Origin of the sequence: Streptomyces sp. NPDC088762, assembly GCF_044750905.1 — a bacterium.
GTDB lineage: Bacteria > Actinomycetota > Actinomycetes > Streptomycetales > Streptomycetaceae > Streptomyces.
This window is the reverse complement of the sequence record NZ_JBIVKT010000004.1, coordinates 111,459-128,332: the sequence shown is the minus strand read 5'-3', so window position 1 is coordinate 128,332 and position 16,874 is coordinate 111,459. Positions and strand designations below refer to the sequence as shown.

The 16,874-nt window shown below is 72.9% G+C and carries 15 protein-coding genes, 1 tRNA gene and 1 pseudogene; 7 read left to right on the top strand and 10 right to left on the bottom strand.

The window, feature by feature from the left end; all coding sequences use genetic code 11:
• Window positions 1-229: 229 nt before the first annotated feature.
• Window positions 230-1,081, bottom strand: coding sequence for a LysR family transcriptional regulator (locus ACIP5M_RS12110; protein ID WP_401195371.1), 852 nt, complete (start codon window positions 1,079-1,081; stop codon window positions 230-232).
• A 133-nt stretch (window positions 1,082-1,214) separates the two neighbouring features.
• On the opposite strand from ACIP5M_RS12110, the gene ACIP5M_RS12105 reads away from it, so the two are divergent.
• Together ACIP5M_RS12105 and ACIP5M_RS12100 are read left to right on the top strand one after the other, a co-directional pair.
• On the top strand, window positions 1,215-2,261 hold the full coding sequence (locus ACIP5M_RS12105) for a bile acid:sodium symporter family protein (protein WP_401195367.1): 1,047 nt from the start codon (window positions 1,215-1,217) through the stop codon (window positions 2,259-2,261).
• A gap of 9 nt (window positions 2,262-2,270) precedes the next feature.
• Window positions 2,271-2,705 carry a (2Fe-2S) ferredoxin domain-containing protein gene (locus ACIP5M_RS12100; RefSeq protein ID WP_401195364.1) on the top strand — a complete coding sequence of 145 codons (435 nt, stop codon included), beginning with the start codon at window positions 2,271-2,273 and terminating at the stop codon, window positions 2,703-2,705.
• A 112-nt stretch (window positions 2,706-2,817) separates the two neighbouring features.
• Here the strand turns inward: ACIP5M_RS12100 and fdhD are convergent, their stop codons facing one another.
• Window positions 2,818-3,645: a formate dehydrogenase accessory sulfurtransferase FdhD gene (fdhD, locus tag ACIP5M_RS12095; protein WP_401195361.1), complete on the bottom strand. Its 828-nt coding sequence runs from the start codon at window positions 3,643-3,645 to the stop codon at window positions 2,818-2,820.
• Window positions 3,646-3,845: 200 nt separating this feature from the next.
• On the opposite strand from fdhD, the gene ACIP5M_RS12090 reads away from it, so the two are divergent.
• Window positions 3,846-4,787 carry a beta-ketoacyl-ACP synthase III gene (locus ACIP5M_RS12090; RefSeq protein ID WP_401195358.1) on the top strand — a complete coding sequence of 314 codons (942 nt, stop codon included), beginning with the start codon at window positions 3,846-3,848 and terminating at the stop codon, window positions 4,785-4,787.
• Here ACIP5M_RS12090 and ACIP5M_RS12085 read toward each other — a convergent pair.
• The gene (locus ACIP5M_RS12085; RefSeq protein WP_401195356.1) at window positions 4,771-5,946 is read right to left on the bottom strand and encodes a low temperature requirement protein A; all 1,176 of its coding nucleotides are present in this window, start codon (window positions 5,944-5,946) and stop codon (window positions 4,771-4,773) included. The two genes, ACIP5M_RS12090 and ACIP5M_RS12085, sit on opposite strands and share 17 nt — an antisense overlap.
• A gap of 261 nt (window positions 5,947-6,207) precedes the next feature.
• Here ACIP5M_RS12085 and ACIP5M_RS12080 point away from each other — a divergent pair.
• Window positions 6,208-6,295 (top strand) — tRNA-Leu (locus ACIP5M_RS12080).
• A gap of 486 nt (window positions 6,296-6,781) precedes the next feature.
• Here ACIP5M_RS12080 and ACIP5M_RS12075 read toward each other — a convergent pair.
• A pseudogene (locus tag ACIP5M_RS12075) lies at window positions 6,782-7,501 on the bottom strand (IclR family transcriptional regulator C-terminal domain-containing protein); the annotation flags it as partial.
• 830 nt (window positions 7,502-8,331) lie between these two features.
• Window positions 8,332-9,060 (bottom strand): sigma-70 family RNA polymerase sigma factor, encoded by a 729-nt coding sequence (locus ACIP5M_RS12070; RefSeq protein WP_401195353.1) that lies wholly within the window; start codon window positions 9,058-9,060, stop codon window positions 8,332-8,334.
• 374 nt (window positions 9,061-9,434) lie between these two features.
• Between ACIP5M_RS12070 and metG the strand changes: the two genes are divergently transcribed.
• Window positions 9,435-11,150 carry a methionine--tRNA ligase gene (metG, locus tag ACIP5M_RS12065; protein ID WP_401195350.1) on the top strand — a complete coding sequence of 572 codons (1,716 nt, stop codon included), beginning with the start codon at window positions 9,435-9,437 and terminating at the stop codon, window positions 11,148-11,150.
• Between the two features lie 102 nt (window positions 11,151-11,252).
• On the opposite strand, the gene ACIP5M_RS12060 is transcribed toward metG, so the two are convergent.
• Window positions 11,253-12,149, bottom strand: a complete 897-nt coding sequence (locus ACIP5M_RS12060; RefSeq protein ID WP_401195347.1) for an alpha/beta hydrolase — start codon at window positions 12,147-12,149, stop codon at window positions 11,253-11,255.
• Window positions 12,146-12,379: an FAD-dependent monooxygenase gene (locus ACIP5M_RS12055; protein WP_401195345.1), complete on the bottom strand. Its 234-nt coding sequence runs from the start codon at window positions 12,377-12,379 to the stop codon at window positions 12,146-12,148. Before ACIP5M_RS12055 ends, ACIP5M_RS12060 begins: the two co-directional genes overlap by 4 nt.
• Before the next feature lie 416 nt (window positions 12,380-12,795).
• Here ACIP5M_RS12055 and ACIP5M_RS12050 point away from each other — a divergent pair, with 416 nt between their 5' ends.
• Window positions 12,796-13,380, top strand: coding sequence for a hypothetical protein (locus tag ACIP5M_RS12050; RefSeq protein WP_401195342.1), 585 nt, complete (start codon window positions 12,796-12,798; stop codon window positions 13,378-13,380).
• Between the two features lie 46 nt (window positions 13,381-13,426).
• Complete coding sequence (locus ACIP5M_RS12045; RefSeq protein WP_401195339.1) at window positions 13,427-14,200, top strand: hypothetical protein; 774 nt, start codon at window positions 13,427-13,429, stop codon at window positions 14,198-14,200.
• A gap of 56 nt (window positions 14,201-14,256) precedes the next feature.
• On the opposite strand, the gene ACIP5M_RS12040 is transcribed toward ACIP5M_RS12045, so the two are convergent.
• The 3 genes from ACIP5M_RS12040 to ACIP5M_RS12030 form a co-directional block, all read right to left on the bottom strand.
• Complete coding sequence (locus ACIP5M_RS12040; RefSeq protein WP_401195336.1) at window positions 14,257-15,444, bottom strand: MAB_1171c family putative transporter; 1,188 nt, start codon at window positions 15,442-15,444, stop codon at window positions 14,257-14,259.
• Window positions 15,441-15,998, bottom strand: coding sequence for a toxin-antitoxin system, toxin component (locus ACIP5M_RS12035; RefSeq protein WP_401195334.1), 558 nt, complete (start codon window positions 15,996-15,998; stop codon window positions 15,441-15,443). Before ACIP5M_RS12035 ends, ACIP5M_RS12040 begins: the two co-directional genes overlap by 4 nt.
• A 65-nt stretch (window positions 15,999-16,063) precedes the next feature.
• Entirely contained in the window at window positions 16,064-16,732 is a 669-nt protein-coding gene (locus tag ACIP5M_RS12030; protein ID WP_401195331.1) for a helix-turn-helix domain-containing protein, read from the bottom strand.
• Window positions 16,733-16,874: the final 142 nt, after the last annotated feature.

Below are 16,874 nucleotides of genomic sequence, written 5' to 3'. Positions count from 1 at the left end.
CCGGGGGTGTGCGTGCCGCTGCGCGGGCTCTTCCCCCACCCCGCCCCTCCCCGAAACCGGGGCTCCGCCCCGGACCCCGTACGTGCGCTGCGCGGCATCTCTCAGCCTCGCCGGCGTTTGAGGCGCGGGGGTCCGGGGGCGGAGCCCCCGGTTTCGGGAAGGGGCGGGGTGGGGGAAAGCCCGCGCAGCGGTGGCCCCCCGGCCGGGCGGCAGCATGCGGCCGGGCCGGTCAGGCCGGTCGGCTGAGGCGGTCGCCCCCGGCGAGAACGGCCGCGGCCAACGCCCCGGCGGCAGCCGTCGGCCGTCGCCCCTGCAGCAGCGCGAACTCCACCGGCCCCAGCTCCGGGAGCCCGCCGATCCGGACCAGGCCCGGCGGAATCAGCCCCCGCGTGTGGGCCATCACCCCCAGCCCCGCCCGCGCCGCCGCGATCAGCCCGCTCAGGCTCCCGCTCGTGCACGCGATCCGCCACGCCCGCCCCTCCCGCTCCAGCACTTCCAGCGCACGCGCCCGAGTGATCCCCGGCGGCGGGAAGACGATCAGCGGCACCGGCCGCTCCGGGTCCACCCGCAGCCCCTCCGCCCCGATCCACACCATCCGGTCCCGCCAGACCAGCCGCCCCCGCTCGTCCTCCGGCCCCCTCCGCTTCGCCAGCACCAGGTCGAGCCGACCCGCGTCCAGCCGCTCGTGCAGCGTCCCCGACAGCTCCACCGACAGTTCCAGGTCCACCTCGGGGTGCTCGTGCCGGAAGCCCTCCAGGATTTCCGGCAGCCGCGTCAGCACGAAGTCCTCCGAAGCCCCGAACCGCAGCCGCCCCCGCAGCCGCGTCCCCGCGAAGAAGGCCGCCGCCCGTTCGTGCGCCTCCAGGATCGTCCGCGCGAAGCCCAGCAGCGCCTCGCCGTCCTCCGTCAGCTCCACGCTGTGCGTATCGCGCGTGAACAGCGGCCGCCCGGTCGCCTCCTCCAGCCGGCGCACGTGCTGGCTGACCGTGGACTGCCGGATGCCGAGCCGCCCCGCGGCCTGGGTGAAGCTCAGCGTCTGGGCCACCGTGAGGAACGTACGCAGCTGGACAGGGTCGTACACACCGCCATGCTAGCCACGTCCATCGCGATCCGTGATGACAGTGAGCGCGGTGTACGGGTTTCCCGATCACCGGCAGTCCCCGACCATGAAGGAGACCCGCCACGCCGACCGACAGCAAGTGAGCCCCCCGCACATGCGCCGCCCGCACCTCCCCACCTGGCTGCCCCTCGACCCGTACGTCCTGGCCCTGCTCGGCACCGTCGGTCTCGCCGCACTGCTCCCCGCCCGCGGCCCGGCCGCCACCGCTGCCGACGGCGCGTCCACCGCGGCCGTGGCCCTGCTCTTCTTCCTCTACGGCGCCAGGCTCTCCACCCGCGAGGCCCTGGACGGCCTGCGCCACTGGCGGCTGCACCTCACCGTGCTCGCCTGCACCTTCCTCCTCTTCCCCCTCCTCGGCCTCGCCGCCCGCGCGCTCGTCCCCACCCTCCTGACCCAGCCCCTCTACGGCGGGCTCCTCTTCCTCTGCCTGGTCCCCTCGACGATCCAGTCCTCCATCGCCTTCACCTCGATCGCCCGCGGCAACGTCCCCGCCGCGATCTGCGCCGGCTCCTTCTCCAGCCTGGCCGGCATCGTCCTCACCCCGCTCCTCGCCGCCGTCCTCCTCGGGAACAGCGCGGGCGGCTTCTCCCTCGACTCCCTCCTCGGGATCGTCCTCCAGCTGCTGCTGCCCTTCCTCCTCGGACAGGTGCTGCGCCGCTGGGTCGGCGGCTTCCTCGTCCGCCACAAGAAGGTGCTCGGCTACGTCGACCGCGGCTCGATCCTGCTCGTCGTCTACGCCGCCTTCAGCGCCGGCATGGTCGCCGGGATCTGGCACCGGGTCAGCGCCGCCCGCCTCGGCGCGCTGATGCTGGTGGAGGCCGTACTCCTCGCCGTGATGCTCCTGGTCACCTGGTACGGGGCCGGGCGACTCGGCTTCGGCCGCGCCGACCGCATCGCCATCCAGTTCGCCGGGTCGAAGAAGAGCCTCGCCGCCGGACTCCCCATGGCCAGCGTGCTGTTCGGGGCCCAGGCCGCCCTCGCCGTGCTGCCGCTGATGCTCTTCCACCAGATGCAGCTGATGGTCTGTGCGGTGCTCGCCCGCCGTCGCTCCCGCGATGCCGAACCGGGATCGGAATCCGCTGCCGACCGTGTGGCGGAGGTCTCCCGCCCGGCCCAACACCCCACTCCCCGGGCCCGGTAACGTGCGTCGGTGACCTGGATACGCCCGCTCGCCGCCCACGCCGAACGCCCCTGCACCCTGGTGGTCTGCCGCGGCTGCTGCTGCGGGGACCCCCGCAAGAACCCTGGCTCCGACCACGCCGGACAGCTCGCCCGCCTCCGCGAGGCCGCCGCGGCCTCCGGCGGCCGCCTGGCCGTCCGTACGAGCGACTGCCTCGGACCCTGCGCCCAGGCCAACGTCATCGTGGTCCAGCCCACCAGCGAAGCCCGCCGCCGCGGAGCCCGCGCCGCCTGGTTCGGCTGGGCCCTTGACGACACCGCGACCGACGAGATCATCGCCTGGGCCGAGTCCGGCGGCCCCGGCTCCACCCCGATCCCCCCGACCCTCGACCTCCACCGCATCGACCCCCCGGCGCCGGCAGCGCCTTCCGAGTCCACCCGCCGGGGCCGCCGGGGCAAGCGCTAGGGAGTGTCGTCAAAGTAGCGCCGGCCGCCCGCCGGCCAGGCGGGACTTTGACGACACGACCTCGGCCTGGCAGCCCCGGCGTCAGGGCGGCAGCGGCTCCGGTCCGCGCCGCTCAGTAGCCGATCCGGTCCTCGCCCGCGTAGATGTTCATGTCCCCGCCCCGCAGGAATCCGACCAGCGTCAGGCCCGACTCCAGCGCCAGGTCCACCGCGAGCGAGGACGGCGCCGAGACGGCCGCGAGGATCGGGATGCCCGCCATCACGGCCTTCTGGGCGAGTTCGAAGGACGCGCGGCCCGAGACCAGCAGGACGGAGCCGGCCAGGGGGAGGCGGCCGGCCTGGAGGGCGCGGCCGACGATCTTGTCCACCGCGTTGTGCCGGCCCACGTCCTCCCGTACGTCGATCAGTTCCCCGTCCGCCGAGAACAGCGCGGCCGCGTGCAGCCCGCCCGTGCGGTCGAAGACCTTCTGCGCAGCGCGCAGCCGGTCCGGCAGTTCCCCGAGGAGCCGCGCGGTCACCCGTACGGGATCGTCCGCGAGCCCCGGGAACCGGGTCGCCGTGCGGACCGCGTCGAGGCTGGCCTTGCCGCACAGGCCGCAGGAGGAGGTGGTGTAGACGTTCCGCTCCAGCGTGATGTCCGGTACGGGCACTCCTGCGGCCAGCTGCACGTTGACCACGTTGTAGGTGTTGGAGCCGTCCTCCGTCGCGCCCTCGCAGTAGGTCACGGCCTGGACGTCCTCGGTGCGCCCCAGCACGCCCTCGCTCACCAGGAAGCCGACGGCGAGTGCGAAATCGTCCCCCGGGGTGCGCATCGTGATGGCCAGTGGTCTGCCGTTCAGCCGGATCTCCAGCGGCTCCTCGGCCACCAGCGTGTCCGGACGGACCCCGGCCGTGCCGTTCCGGATCCGGACGACGCGACGGCGTTCGGTGACCCGTCCCATGTGATCAGCCCACCCCTTCGGTTCTCGTTCTTCCGACAAGCCCATTGTCCCGGTTCCGCTTCGGGCCCCGTCCCGACAGGTGGATCCTCGGGAATCTCCAAATTCCCGGCCCCGAATCCTGTGGGATCACGCGCACACGTACCCACCAGTAGCAGGCAAAGCTGGGTGATCCTGACTTCTTTACGAGGGGAATTCCGCCCATGACCGGTTCACGCGTGGTGGCGCTAGGGCACTACCAGCCCGCGAAAGTGCTCACCAACGAGGACCTCGCGGCCATGGTCGACACCACCGACGAGTGGATCCGCTCCCGCGTCGGCATCAAGACCCGCCACGTCGCGGGCCCGGACGAGCCGGTGGACGAGCTGGCCTACCAGGCGGCCGGCAAGGCGCTGGCCGGCGCCGGCCTGAGCCCCGACGACATCGACCTCGTGCTGGTGGCCACCTCCACCGCGATCGACCGGTCGCCCAACATGGCGGCCCGCGTCGCCGCCAAGCTGGGCATGGGCGCGGGCCCCGCCGTGATGGACATCAACGTCGTCTGCTCCGGCTTCACGCACGCCCTCGCCACCGCCGACCACGCCATCCGGGCGGGTTCGGCCACCCGCGCGCTGGTCATCGGCGCCGACAAGATGACCGAGATCACCGACTGGAGCGACCGCACCACCTGCGTCCTCACCGGCGACGGCGCGGGCGCCGCGGTGGTCGAGGCCTGCGAGGAGCCGGGCATCGGTCCGGTGCTGTGGGGTTCGGTCCCGTCCATGGGCAACGCCGTCCGGATCGAGGGCTCGCCGCCGGTCTTCGCGCAGGAGGGCCAGTCCGTCTACCGCTGGACCACCAGCCAGCTCCCGCCGCTCGCCCGCAAGGTCTGCGAGAAGGCCGGGGTCCTCCCGGAGGAGCTGGCCGCGGTCGTTCTGCACCAGGCGAACCTGCGGATCATCGAGCCGCTCGCCGCCAAGATCGGCGCCGTCAACGCCGTCGTCGCCCGCGACGTCGTCGACTCCGGCAACACCTCGGCAGGCAGCATCCCGATGGCCCTCTCCAAGCTGGTCGAACGCGGCGAGATCCCCTCCGGAGCCCCCGTCCTGCTCTTCGGCTTCGGCGGCAACCTCTCCTACGCGGGCCAGGTCATCCGCTGCCCGTGACCCCGGCCGGGACGGCGTCGCCGGCCCCGGCGGGCCGGACGGCACGCGCCTCCGCGGCCAGCGCTCCGACGAGGACCAGCACCAGCGCCGTCAGCTGCCACGCGCCGCCCAGCCGCATCCCGGCGGCGGCGGTGGCCAGCACCGGCACGACGGCCAGTGCACGGAAGCGGACCGGCCGGATCCCGAGGACCCGCCGGAAGGCGACGTCACCGGCGAGGTAGCACGCCACCCCGCCCGCGAGCGCGAGCGCCGGCCCGGCGTGCAGGTGCTCCCCGAGGTGCCCGATGGTCTTCTTCACGCCCGCCGAGAAGGCCGCGATGCCCAGCAGCATCGGCAGGAACGCGTAGTAGTACGCGCGCAGGGCCAGCCTGAAACGCCGGTCGGGCGCGGTCCGGGCGAACACCCGCTCGGCCCGCCCCTCGTCGCGCACGAAGTACATCCACCACAGGGCCGCCCCGACCGCCAGCGTCAGGAAGGCGCCGCCGGCGATCCCGAGGGTCAGCGGCATCGAGCCGACACCGATGCCGATCGCGATCACCGACTCCCCGAACACGATGATCAGCAACAGCCCGTGCCGCTCCACGAAGTGCGGCGCGCTGATCCCGCCGAGCTGGTCCCCGACCGTCTCCTCGACCGCCGGGCGCGCCCCACTGGCGGCCACCCGCCGCACGATCACCGGCGTCACGAACTGGAGCACCAGGGCCAGCAGCCACAGCCCCCAGGCCGGCAGCCCGTCGAACAGCCCGGCCGCGGTGACGGAGAGCGCGGACAGCGCGTTGGGCAGCGCGAACCAGAGCACCCCGCGCCCGTGGGCCTGCGTGTACAGCGCGCTGTGCATCAGCACGACGAACAGGTAGCCGAGCCCGAAGGCCACCCCGCCCTCCCCGAATGCGGTCGGCACGGCCAGCGCGCAGACCAGGAACGCGCCCATGGCCAACAGGATCAGCACCCGCCGCACGGGCCGGTCGGGCGGCACCTGATTGGTGAGGTAGGCGTAGCCGCCGTACATCCAGAACAGCACGGTGAAGATGAGCACCACCTGCCCGGCGCCCCGCAGGCTGAGGTCGTCGGCCAGCAGCACGGTCAGCTGGGTGATGGTGAAGACGAAGACGAGATCGAAGAACAGCTCCAGCGTGCTGACGCGGTGCTCGGTTTCCATGTGCGGCTCCCCCCGGGGCGTATGTGCGGGTCATCCGACCGTCCCCACACCCCTCGTGTCCACCCGGTACCAGCATCCGGAAGCCCCGCCCCACCCCGGCGAGACGCCCCGTCTCGACACGGCCCCGTTCCCCCGTCGGCGCATGCGTGCAGGTCAGCACGGCGTGGCGGGGCGACCGCCGCCCGGATATGTGGTCGGACCCCCGCCGATCCTTTGCTATTGTTGTCCATGTCGCCGCGGGAAACCGGGGCCGACCACCTGGTCCGGGTGGCGGAATGGCAGACGCGCTAGCTTGAGGTGCTAGTGCCCTTTATCGGGCGTGGGGGTTCAAGTCCCCCCTCGGACACCAGCGAGAACCCCACACATCGTGTGGGGTTCTTCTGTTTTTCCGCTCCCTCTCCGCCCTCTCCGTCCTCTCCTCCCTGTCCGCCCCGTTCGCTCATGTGTGGAGGACGATCAGGCCGCCCGGGGTGGTCAGGGTGCCCGGGGTGACCTCCGTGAAGGTGTGGGGGAGGGAGAGACGAGGGGGGCCGGTGTTCGGGGCGGCGTCGAAGAGGTAGGCCGCCGCGGCCGTCGTGTCGCTGACCAGGTGGGGGCCGGCGGGGGAGGGGGCCGTGCCCGTCAGGGGGGTGCGGAAGAGGCGGCGCAGGTGGCGGAGGGTCTCCGGAGTGACCGGGCCGCGTGACCGGTGGGGCTGCGGGGACAGCGGGTCCGAGGCAGGGGAGACGGCGCAGTCCGGGTCCTGGTCGGACGGGTTCGGGAAATCCGGGTCCGCGCAGGGGTTCTGGATGGCCGGGTCCGGGGTGGGTGGGGCGTCCGGGGGGATCGCGCCCGTCAGGAGCAGGGCGAGGAGGACCGGGACGGCCTTGCGGCGCAGGGCCTCGGTCGCCGAGCGCAGGCGGTGGGCATGGGTGGCGGGCAGGGAGAGCGCGAGACTGCCTGCGGCGCCTGCGGCGGCGATCGGGACCGCCGAGCAGACGACCCCGGGGGAGTATTCGAGGAGGTCGAAGACGGGCGCGCCCGGGGCCACCGCGTCCAGGGCGTTGAACAGCGCCCGGCTGTCGGTGATGGTCTGCGGGGTCAGGCGGGCCGGCCGGTGCCGGGCCACGTGGTCGGCACGGCGGTCGTGGTCGAGCTGGGTCAGCAGGCACTTGCCGACGGCGCTGGCGTGGGCCGCCGCCCGGAAGTCCACCCACTCGCGTACCGGCGGGGCCGCGGGGCCGTCCGCCATCTGCGTGATGTGGACCTCCCCGTCGGCGTACCGGCTCAGGTACACCGCGGCGCCCGCGCTGTCCCGGGCCAGGGACAGGGTGCGCTGGAGCTGGCCCGCAAGGCCGTTGCCGCCGGGGGCCGCGAGCCGGTCCAGGGCCGGCCCCCGGGCATAGACCCCGGCGCCGGCCCGGTACGCGTACTCCTCCTCGCACAGCATCGACAGCAGCGGCCGGAGTTCCGCCTCGGTCAGGCCCGACTTCCGCGCGAGCCGGCGCGCCCGCACCCCGTGCGGGTGCTGCTCCAGGACCCGTACGACGGCCAGCGCGCGCCGGGCCTCCGCCAGTGCCTCGCCGGTTCCGGCCTGGACGACCGTCCCGCGGGCCGCCGCCGTCAGCGCGGGGTGCCGCAGCGGGCCGGCCGCCGGCCGGGGTGTCGTGGGCGCCGCGGCCGGGGCCGGAGCCGCCGCCGTGACGGTCACGGCGGCCGGGGGCGGCGGCCGGAACGCGGCCAGCACCCCGGGCAGCCCGGGCCGGGGCAGAGGCACCGGGCCCAGATCGGGATCGTCCAGCTGGTCCACGTAGCGCAGGACCGCCGCCTGCGCGCACAGCCGCACGTCCCGCAGGTCCCTCCTGCCGCTCGGCCGGAAGCCGCGGCGGCCCAGTTCGCGCGCCCAGTGCCGGGCGTCGTGGTGTTCGCCGCGCCGGGAGTGGTCGAGGAAGAGGCAGTAGGCGGCCGGGGCGGTCCGCGACCGCCCGGAGCCGGCGGCGAACTGCCACCAGAACCGGGCCCCTTCGCGCAGCCCGGCCAGGTGGAGCAGACAGCCGAAGACGACCGCGCCGGCCAGGTCGGTGTGCGCGCTGGCGAGGAACGCGGAGAGCTGGGCTTCCGCCTTCGGCGCGCATACGCAGGCGAGGCAGGCGGCCTTGAGGTCGCGGCGGGCCCGTTCGGCATCGAGCGGGCAGTCCCGCAGGGGATCGCTCCAGCCGTAGGCGGACCGGCGCCGGGTGCGGTGCCCGGCGACCGGGGTGTGCGGGGTCGCGCGCAGCAGCCGGGCCTCGGCCGCGCCGAGGTCGTAGTGCCGGTAGCGGTCGCGGACGCCCGCCCTGGCGAGGAACTCGGCCAGGGAGCGGGGGGTTTCATCGCCGTACGGGGGCCGGCGCCGTTCGTGGGGCCTCATGATTCGGCTGATTCGGGAGATTCGGCAGATCCAAGCGATCCGGACGAGTCGGAGGAGCGGGGGGAGCCGGAGCGGTCCGCGGAGCCGGAGGAGCCGTGAGAGCCGGAGGGGTCCGGGGAGTCGGAGTTCGCCGCGGACGCGTCCAGCAGGCGGGCGAGTCGCCGGTGGGCCTGGCCGAGGTACGAGCGGACCGTGGCCTCGTCGACGCCCATCACGGCGGCGGCCTCGCCGGGGGAGCACTGGAGCCCGTACCGCAGGAGCACGGCGTCGCGCTGCCGCTCCGCGAGCCGGGAGACGGCGGAGTAGAAGCGGATGGTGTCGGTCAGCACCTCGTACTGGTCGGCGTGCGCCTCTTTCAGCGCGGCCTCGAAGGCGCTGATGTCCATCGGCTCGGGCTGCTGTCGCCAGGGGTGGCGCCGCTGCTGCCGGTCGACGATGGAGTGCTTGAGCACGGTCCACGCGTAGGCGTCCAGGCGGTCCATGTGCAGCATCTTGAGCCACTCACCCATGATCGAGTCGAAGGTGGCGTCCACCGCCTCCTCGGCCGCCGCGTCGGAGCCCAGCTGCAGATACGCGAAGCGCATGTACGCGGGCCGCCGATTGGCGTGGAAGGCCCAGTACGACAGGCGCGCCGTCGGATCCCACTGGCTCATGGGCGTCGGCCGCCGGCGTCGGCTCGGCAGTCCCACGGCCCCACCGGACTCCTCCGGTCCGCCATCGCTCACCGTTCCACCTCATCCCCTGTGCGCAGAACAGGAAAGCAGTGCGGGCGCACTCGGAGGGCGCAGAGAAGAAACCTGGCACGATAACGGTCGGTCATGATCGGCCGGTGATCGGTCTTGATCATGCGTCGCTTCAGCCGGTACGTATGCATATGCCGGTGCATATGCCTCGCCCCTGCGGCGCCGCGGCCCGCCCCCCGCCTGTAGCATGACCCCATCGCGAGGGCCGTGACGGAGAGGTCACTGTCCTCGCTTTTTCATTACGTCCACCCATGAACAAATGCGGCGCGGGGCCTTTCGGCGGTTCGATACGATGAACCGCGTTCACGATCCGTCACGCCACGCTGCACCGCACATGAGAAATGGAGCATCCGAGGATGGCTCGACACCTGATCACCAGCGCGCTTCCGTACATCAACGGGATCAAGCACCTGGGCAACATGGTCGGGTCGATGCTTCCGGCGGATGTGTACTCCCGGTACCTCCGCCAGCGCGGCCACGACGTCCTGTACATCTGCGCCACCGACGAGCACGGCACCCCCGCCGAGCTCGCCGCCAAGGAGGCCGGCCTCTCGGTCGCCGAGTTCTGCGCGCAGGCCCATGACGCACAGAAGGCGGTCTACGACGGCTTCGAGCTGTCCTTCGACTACTTCGGCCGCAGCTCCTCCGCGCAGAACCGCGAGATCACCCAGCACTTCGCGCGCAAGCTCCAGGAGAACGGCTTCATCGAGGAGCGCGCGATCCGGCAGGTCTACTCGCCGGTCGACGGCCGCTTCCTCCCGGACCGCTACGTCGAGGGCACCTGTCCGCACTGCGGCTACGACAAGGCCCGCGGCGACCAGTGCGAGAACTGCACCCGCGTCCTGGACCCCACGGACCTGATCGAGCCCCGCTCGGCCATCTCCGGCTCCACCGAGCTGGAGGTCCGCGAGACCAAGCACCTGTTCCTCCTGCAGTCCAAGCTCCAGCACGAGGTGGAGGCCTGGGTCGCGCAGCACGAGGAGGAGTGGCCGCAGCTGGCGTCCTCCATCGCCCGCAAGTGGCTGACCGAGGGCCTGCACGACCGCGCCATCACCCGCGACCTGGACTGGGGCGTGCCGGTGCCGGCCGACACCTGGCCGGAGCTCGCCGCCGAGGGCAAGGTCTTCTACGTCTGGTTCGACGCGCCGATCGAGTACATCGGCTCCACCAAGGAGTGGTCCGACCTGGACCCGGCGAACCGCGACTACAAGTCGTGGTGGTACGAGGCCGAGGACGTCCGCTACACGCAGTTCATGGCCAAGGACAACGTCCCGTTCCACACGGTGATGTTCCCCGCCACCGAGCTCGCCACCCGCGAGCCGTGGAAGAAGGTCGACTACGTCAAGGCCTTCAACTGGCTGACGTACTACGGCGGCAAGTTCTCCACCTCGCAGAAGCGCGGCGTCTTCACCGACCAGGCGCTGGAGATCCTCCCGGCCGACTTCTGGCGCTACTTCCTGATCGCCAACGCGCCCGAGTCGGACGACTCCTCCTTCACCTGGGAGCACTTCACGACCACGGTGAACAAGGACCTCGGCGGCACCCTCGGCAACTTCGTCAACCGTGTACTGACCTTCTCCCGCAAGAAGTTCGGCGACGAGGTCCCGGCCGGCAACCCCGCCGGCGAGGCCGAGGCCAAGCTGGGCGAGCAGATCGCCGAGCTGCTGGCCGAGTACGAGGACCACATGGAGTCGCTCCAGTACCGCAAGGCCGCGGCCGCGCTGCGCGCCCTGTGGTCGGCCGGCAACGCCTACCTCGACGAGAAGGCCCCCTGGCTGGAGGTCAAGACCGACCTGGAGGGCGCGGCGCTCACCCTGCGCACCGCGATGAACCTCATCCACCTCTACTCGGTGGTGTCCGAGCCGTTCATCCCCGCCTCGGCGCGCGCCATGCGCTCCGCGTTCGAGCTCGCCGACGACACGGCGACGTGGATCACGCCGGAGCAGGCCAAGTCCCTGGACGCGGTCCCGGCCGGAACGCCGTTCACCGTGCCGCCGGTGCTCTTCGCGAAGATCACCGAGGAGGACCTGGAGTCCTACCGCGAGCGCTTCGGCGGTTCGCCGGAGGCCTGACCCGAGCCGGCAGCTGTGACTCCGTGAGGGGCGCGACCTTCCAGGGGCGCGCCCCTCACGCGTGTCAGCGCGGCATCGAGGACCGCTCCGCCCGACCGGGCCTCAATCGTGGCCGGGGCCGCTGCCGCCCTGCCGGAGGAGACAGTCCTCGAAGAAGGCGAGGCAGCGCAGGTGATAGGAGCGGGCCGCGTAGCCCAGGCTGATGTTGTGGCCCGCCTCCGGCTGCCGGTCGATGCACAGCCGCGGCGCGGCACCGAGCCGCGACCGCAGCTCCGCCAGCGCCTCGGGGTCGTGCCGCCACCACCCCTCGTGCTCCGCGAACGTGAACCGTACGGGCACGCGGACGCGGCCCGCGATGCTCCGGAACACCTCGGGCCAGCGGACGATGTCCGCCTGCTCCAGGGGCGGAACGGGCGCCAGGATCGAGCCGCTCGTGGTGAAGGTGCTCGGCGGGTAGAGGCGCAGCGGCCCCCAGCTGCGCCTGCCTCCCCGGGCCGCGTCCGCGCCCGAGAGCGCGTCGGGCGCGTACCGGTGGCCGCAGCCGGAGATCTCGACGCCGAGCAGATCGGGCGCGGCGTGGTCGGCGGCGGTGAGCAGGGCGACCTTCCCGCCGAACGAGTGGGCCAGGAGGAAGAGGCCCGCCCCCGTCGGGAAGCGGGCGCGGTAGTCGAACAGGGCGGCGGCCAGGGCCACCGCCTGCCCGGCGAGGGCCTGCCCGTCCGGGAGCAGGCCCGCGGACTGGCCGTAGCCGGGCCGGTCGACGGCCAGGACCGTGAACCCGAGCCGCGCCCCCAGGGTGAGCAGGGAGAGGTGGGGAAGGGCCTGGGCGTCGAAGTAGCCGGCGCTCATGCCGGCCCCGTGCACCGCCACCACCGTCGCCCGCGGTGGCGCGGCGTCCGCGGGTTCGCAGAGCAGGGCCGACAGGGGGGTGCCGTCGGCGTCCAGGCTGATCCGGCGCACTCCCCGGGACGGGACGGCGGGCGCGGATGCGGTGCTCATGGCGCCGACGCCGTGTCGGGGGTGCTCTTCACCCTCGTGCGGAAGCGCGGCAGGAGCCCGCGCCGGCCGAAGGTCCCCATGACGGGGGCCGTCAAGCCGGCCCCGAGGGGCCGGCCGGGGGGTTCGGCCGGCCGGCCGGTCACGGCGACGCCCACTCCGCCGAGGCGGGGTTCGGCGGCCGGCGTGACACCGGTCGGCCCGGCGCCGGCGATGATGACGTCCGTTTCCACGGAATCATCCTCTGCTCGGATTTTCGTATGCAGCGCGTGACGCGCCGAACCGGCGGCGCGTGACCCGGAAAGGTGCGGGCCGCCTCCTTCGGTGAGCGCCGCCCCTCGTCACCCGGTCGGCCCAGCATTTCGGTGGGGTGGCCGGCGTCGCCGCCGGACCGTCGGTCTCCCCGCCCGGCGGAGCGGGCCGCAGGCGCACCCGGGCCGCGGGCGGGCCGGGGGCGGGCCGGGGCCTTCGGGCGCGGGAGGGGATGGCGGCCGCCCGCGCCGTGCGGATCGGCCACTCCGGTCGGCCGGTGGCCTGAAGTCACCCCTCCGTCAAGGATCTTGACCTGTCTGCCGCGTATCGAACCAGGGCCGTGATCGTTTCTTCAGCCGTAACCCTCATATGTGCTGCGGAATCGGGAGGACACGCGGTGACCGCTTGGCAGTACTTCGCCGGCGCGGGTCTGGTGGCGGCGCTCTGCCCGCTGCAGGGCCACGTGGCGGTCGCGGGCGACGGCCAGGGCCGCGGCGCCCGCGTCGACGTGTGCGTGCCCGCCGGGCAGGCTGCCCGGCCCGAGCCGACCGTCCCCGGGCCGCCGCAGGTACGGGCGGGTGCGCCCTCGGTACGCGTGGCCGTGCCCGGCGCCGACCGGCCCACCGTGCGCCATCCGGGGCGGCCCGCCGGTCCCCGGCCCGCTCGCCCTCCGCAGCCGCCGCCGTCACCGGCCGGGCCGGGGCCTTCGGCGCAGGCCGGGGCCGGGGGTTCGCAGCCCCCGCCACCTGCGGTGGATGCCGGGCCCGCGACCGGGCCGGAGCCGGCGGACACACCCGCTCCGCCCCGGCCCAGGGCCGCCGCCGCGCCCGTGACCGCCTTTCACGTGCGTCCGTACCACTCGGCGGCCTTGGAGCGGCGCGGCCCGGACGGGATGTCCACCATGATGCTCATGGTCGTCGTCACCACCCCGGCCGTACTCGCGGCAGCCGCCCTGCGCCCCCGTTCCAAGAGCCGCGGCTGACGGCCGCCGGCGTACCCATCCACCGATCCATAACGGGAGAATCCACGTGTCCGAATGGCTGGTCCTGGCCATCGCCATGGTGCTCGTCTGCGCCCTCGTCCTCGCCGCCACCTGGATCCGGCACCGCCGGGTCGCCGACGAGGACACCAGCGAAACCCCCGACGTCATCGAGTACATGACCATGATGGTGGGCGTGGTCTACGCGATCGTGCTCGGCCTGGCCATCGCCGGGGTCTGGGAGGCGCGCGGCGCCGCCGAGGACAGCGTGCGCCGCGAGGCCCAGTCGCTGTACGAGGTCACCCAGCGCGCCGACGTCTACCCCGCCCCCGTCCGCGACCGGATCCGCGACGAGGTGAACGCGTACGTCTCCCACACCGTCTCCGTGGACTGGCCGCGGCTGACCTCCGGGGAGGGCGCCTCGGCCGAGGGCGGCCGGCTGCTCGGCAAGCTGCGCAGCGACGTCACCCACCAGAGCCCGGCCACCGAGCTCCAGGCACAGGCCTACCAGCCGCTGCTGGACCACATCGCGGCCGCCGACGACGCCCGCCACTCGCGGACCCAGAGCGCGGAGTCGACACTGCCGGTCGTGGTGTGGTTCGGGCTGCTGGTCGGCGGGGTGGTCACGGTGGGGCTGATCTTCACCCTGCAGATCCGCCGCTCCGGGCGGGAGCTGCTGCTGGCCGGGCTGTTCAGCGCGCTGATCGTCTTCCTGCTGTTCATGGTGTGGAGCTTCGACGCGCCCTACGGGCGGGACGGGATCGATTCCGCCGGCCCCTTCCAGGACCTGTTCCCGGCGACGGCCATGGCCGCCGCCCGCTGATCCCGAGCCGGGCCGCGCGAGCACGGTCTGCGCGGGGAGGGTTGTCCGAGGACGGCCTACGCGAGGCGGCCCGCCGTCAGCGCCGCCTGCCGGCGGACCGCCTCGACCACCGGCGAATGCCGCAGGGCGTGGGAGATCCGCAGCAGGTCGCGCGGCCCGTCGGGGAGGTCGAACGAGCTCTCCTCGCCGGCCTCGATGCAGTTCCCCTCGGGGTCCGCGGAGCGGGCCTGCACGGCGGCCGCGACCATGGCGGCGTCGGCGACGGCACGCGCCGTCCCCCGGTCGGCCCCCTCCGCGACGGCGCGCTCGTAGGCGCCGTCGTGCAGGCTCCGGTCGAAGTACGGCCCCAGGTGCAGGAACCCGTCGTGGATGTCCGACTCGCGCTGGATCACTCTCAGCTCGGCCGCGGACCACCAGGACATCCGTACGCCGGGGGTGCAGCTCTGCGTGCACATCTGCACCTCCTGCCAGAGGGCGCCGAGCTTCCGGTACGTCTTCCAGGTCTGCCAGTTGTCCGACAGCCGCTGGCACACCAGGGGGACGACGAAGCCCGTCGCGCTGATCAGCGCGCCCACGGCGGCGAGCGGCGGGGCCACGTAGGTGCTGAGGTCGTCCAGGTCGTGGCCGAGCCAGCGGGCGACGACCGCGGACATCTTGGTGGCGTCGTAGGTGAGGTTGAAGATGTAGCCGGACACGATGATCATCAGGCCGACGCGCAGCCAGCCGCGCACCCGCAGGGACCAGCGCCAGCACAGCGAGACCATCACGACGGCGGCCACGTGGTGCGCCAGCAGGTAGAAGGCGATCATCTGGCCGAGGTAGGGCGTGTTGGCGTAGTAGGTGTCGAAGTCCCGCAGCCGCTCGACCGGGGCCTCGCCGAGGGCGAACAGCACGATCAGGCACGCGATGACCACGCTGTAGCCCAGGATCCAGCGCCGGGAGACGCGGCGGGTCTGTTCGGGCGGGCCGCCCCGCCAGTTCACCATCAGAACCAGGCAGGAGGCGCTGAAGGCGGTGATCAGGCAGTACACGAGGGGGGCGGAGAAGTTGGTGATGCCGGTCCAGCGGTTGACCGCCTCGATGGTGGGCGGGGCGGCGAAGGTGAACACCGCGGCGGCGAGGGTCAGCAGGGCGCAGACCGAACGCAGCAGCGGATCCCGCCAGTTGGTGCGCAACGCCGGCAGCTTGAAGGCCAGGGAGACGGCCAGCGCGATCGCCGGTATGTAGTAGTCCTCGCCGCTCAACGGTCGTTCCTGTGCCCCCGGTAGCCCAGCGATGCCTCGATCCGGCCCGCCAATTCGTCGCGCTGTGCCGGCGACCGGTGGCCCGCCGAGCCGGCCAGCCAGCTCCGGCACCGGGCGCCCAGCAGTAAGCCGAACGTTTCGGCCTCGGTCTCCTCCTGTACGTCGGCGCGCGTGCGCGCCGCGACCCGGCGGACGGTCTCGCCGATGTCGGCTTCGTCGGACAGCAGTCGGGCGGCGACGGCGGCGCCGTCGACGTGGTGGCTGCAGTGGCCGGCCTTCATGTGCCACAGCTCGTGGCCGAGGATCACCAACTGGTGGTCGGGCGCGGTCCGTTCCTCGATGACCACGAGATCGCGGTCCGCCATGTCGAGCCACAGGCCGCTGGCCGTCCCCGGCGGGAACGAGGCCATCCGGAACTCCACCCGGCGGCCGCGGTGTCTGCTCATGCCCTCGCACAGGGCGGCGTAGAGGTCCACGGGTTCCACGGGCGCGGTGAGCCGGATGCCGGCCACCAGCTCCCCGCACAACCGCCGCTGCTCTCTGCCTATGCTCACCGTTCTCCCCGTCGGCGCGGATCCGGATCAGTACTCAAAGGATCAGACCCAGATTTTCGACTGGGTCAGGATTCGTTCGGTTTGACGCTCTCGAGCAGCATGTCCAGCCATTCGGTCACCTTGTCCCGATGTTTGTCGCTGGGCAGTTGGGCGGCTCGCCACGCGATGCCGCGTACACCGTGGTTCTGGAGGAGTCTTGCCAGCGGATCGCCGGCCGAAGCGGCCGCGGCCGGGGAGTTTTCCCGCGCCCGCCCGGCGAAGTCCTGGAGGAGTTCCTGCTCGGTGCGCTGGAGCGCGTCGGTGAGGGCGTCGGCGTCGTGGGCGGTGAGGAAGCCCGCGTGGACCCCGAAGAAGCGCTGGATCGCGTCGCAGTGCTCCATGGTGGGGCGGCGGTCGCCGTTGATGAGGGCCCCGGCCTGCTGCCGGGACATGCCGGCGCCGTCCGCGATCTCCTGCTGGGTGTAGCGGCGGCCGTTGGGTTTGACCCGGGTGCGCCGGAGCAGGTCGAGGCGCTGGAGGAAACGGGCCTGGAGATCGGGTTCGCCGGCCGGTCTGCCGTCGAGCAGGGTTCTGACCACGTCCGCCGGCACCCCGGAGGCCTCGGACAGGCGCCGCAGGTCGAAGACCTGGTTGAGGTCGCGGCCCATCTTTCCCGCGAGTTCGGCGACACGCGTGATGGTGGCTGCCAGGGGTGCGTGGGCCACCGCGACGGGAGCCGGGAAGCCGTCTGTCACCAGTGGTTCTCCTAGATCGCGCGAAGTCGGTACGGGCACGTGGTCGGCTTCTGGAATCTATCCGTTCCTGTGGCGAAGGGCTAGAACGTGCCACAGCTGTGGCGGGAATGAGCTGTCAAGAGGCTGGAATTGCCACAATAGT

What these genes read in the sequence shown, in the direction of transcription:
- metG (WP_401195350.1), top strand. Translation starts at nt 9,435, where the DNA reads ATGGCTCGACACCTGATCACCAGCGCGCTTCCGTACATCAACGGGATC.
- fdhD (WP_401195361.1), bottom strand. Translation starts at nt 3,645, where the DNA reads ATGGGACGGGTCACCGAACGCCGTCGCGTCGTCCGGATCCGGAACGGC.
- ACIP5M_RS12085 (WP_401195356.1), bottom strand. Translation starts at nt 5,946, where the DNA reads ATGGAAACCGAGCACCGCGTCAGCACGCTGGAGCTGTTCTTCGATCTC.
- ACIP5M_RS12090 (WP_401195358.1), top strand. Translation starts at nt 3,846, where the DNA reads ATGACCGGTTCACGCGTGGTGGCGCTAGGGCACTACCAGCCCGCGAAA.
- ACIP5M_RS12060 (WP_401195347.1), bottom strand. Translation starts at nt 12,149, where the DNA reads ATGAGCACCGCATCCGCGCCCGCCGTCCCGTCCCGGGGAGTGCGCCGG.
- ACIP5M_RS12105 (WP_401195367.1), top strand. Translation starts at nt 1,215, where the DNA reads ATGCGCCGCCCGCACCTCCCCACCTGGCTGCCCCTCGACCCGTACGTC.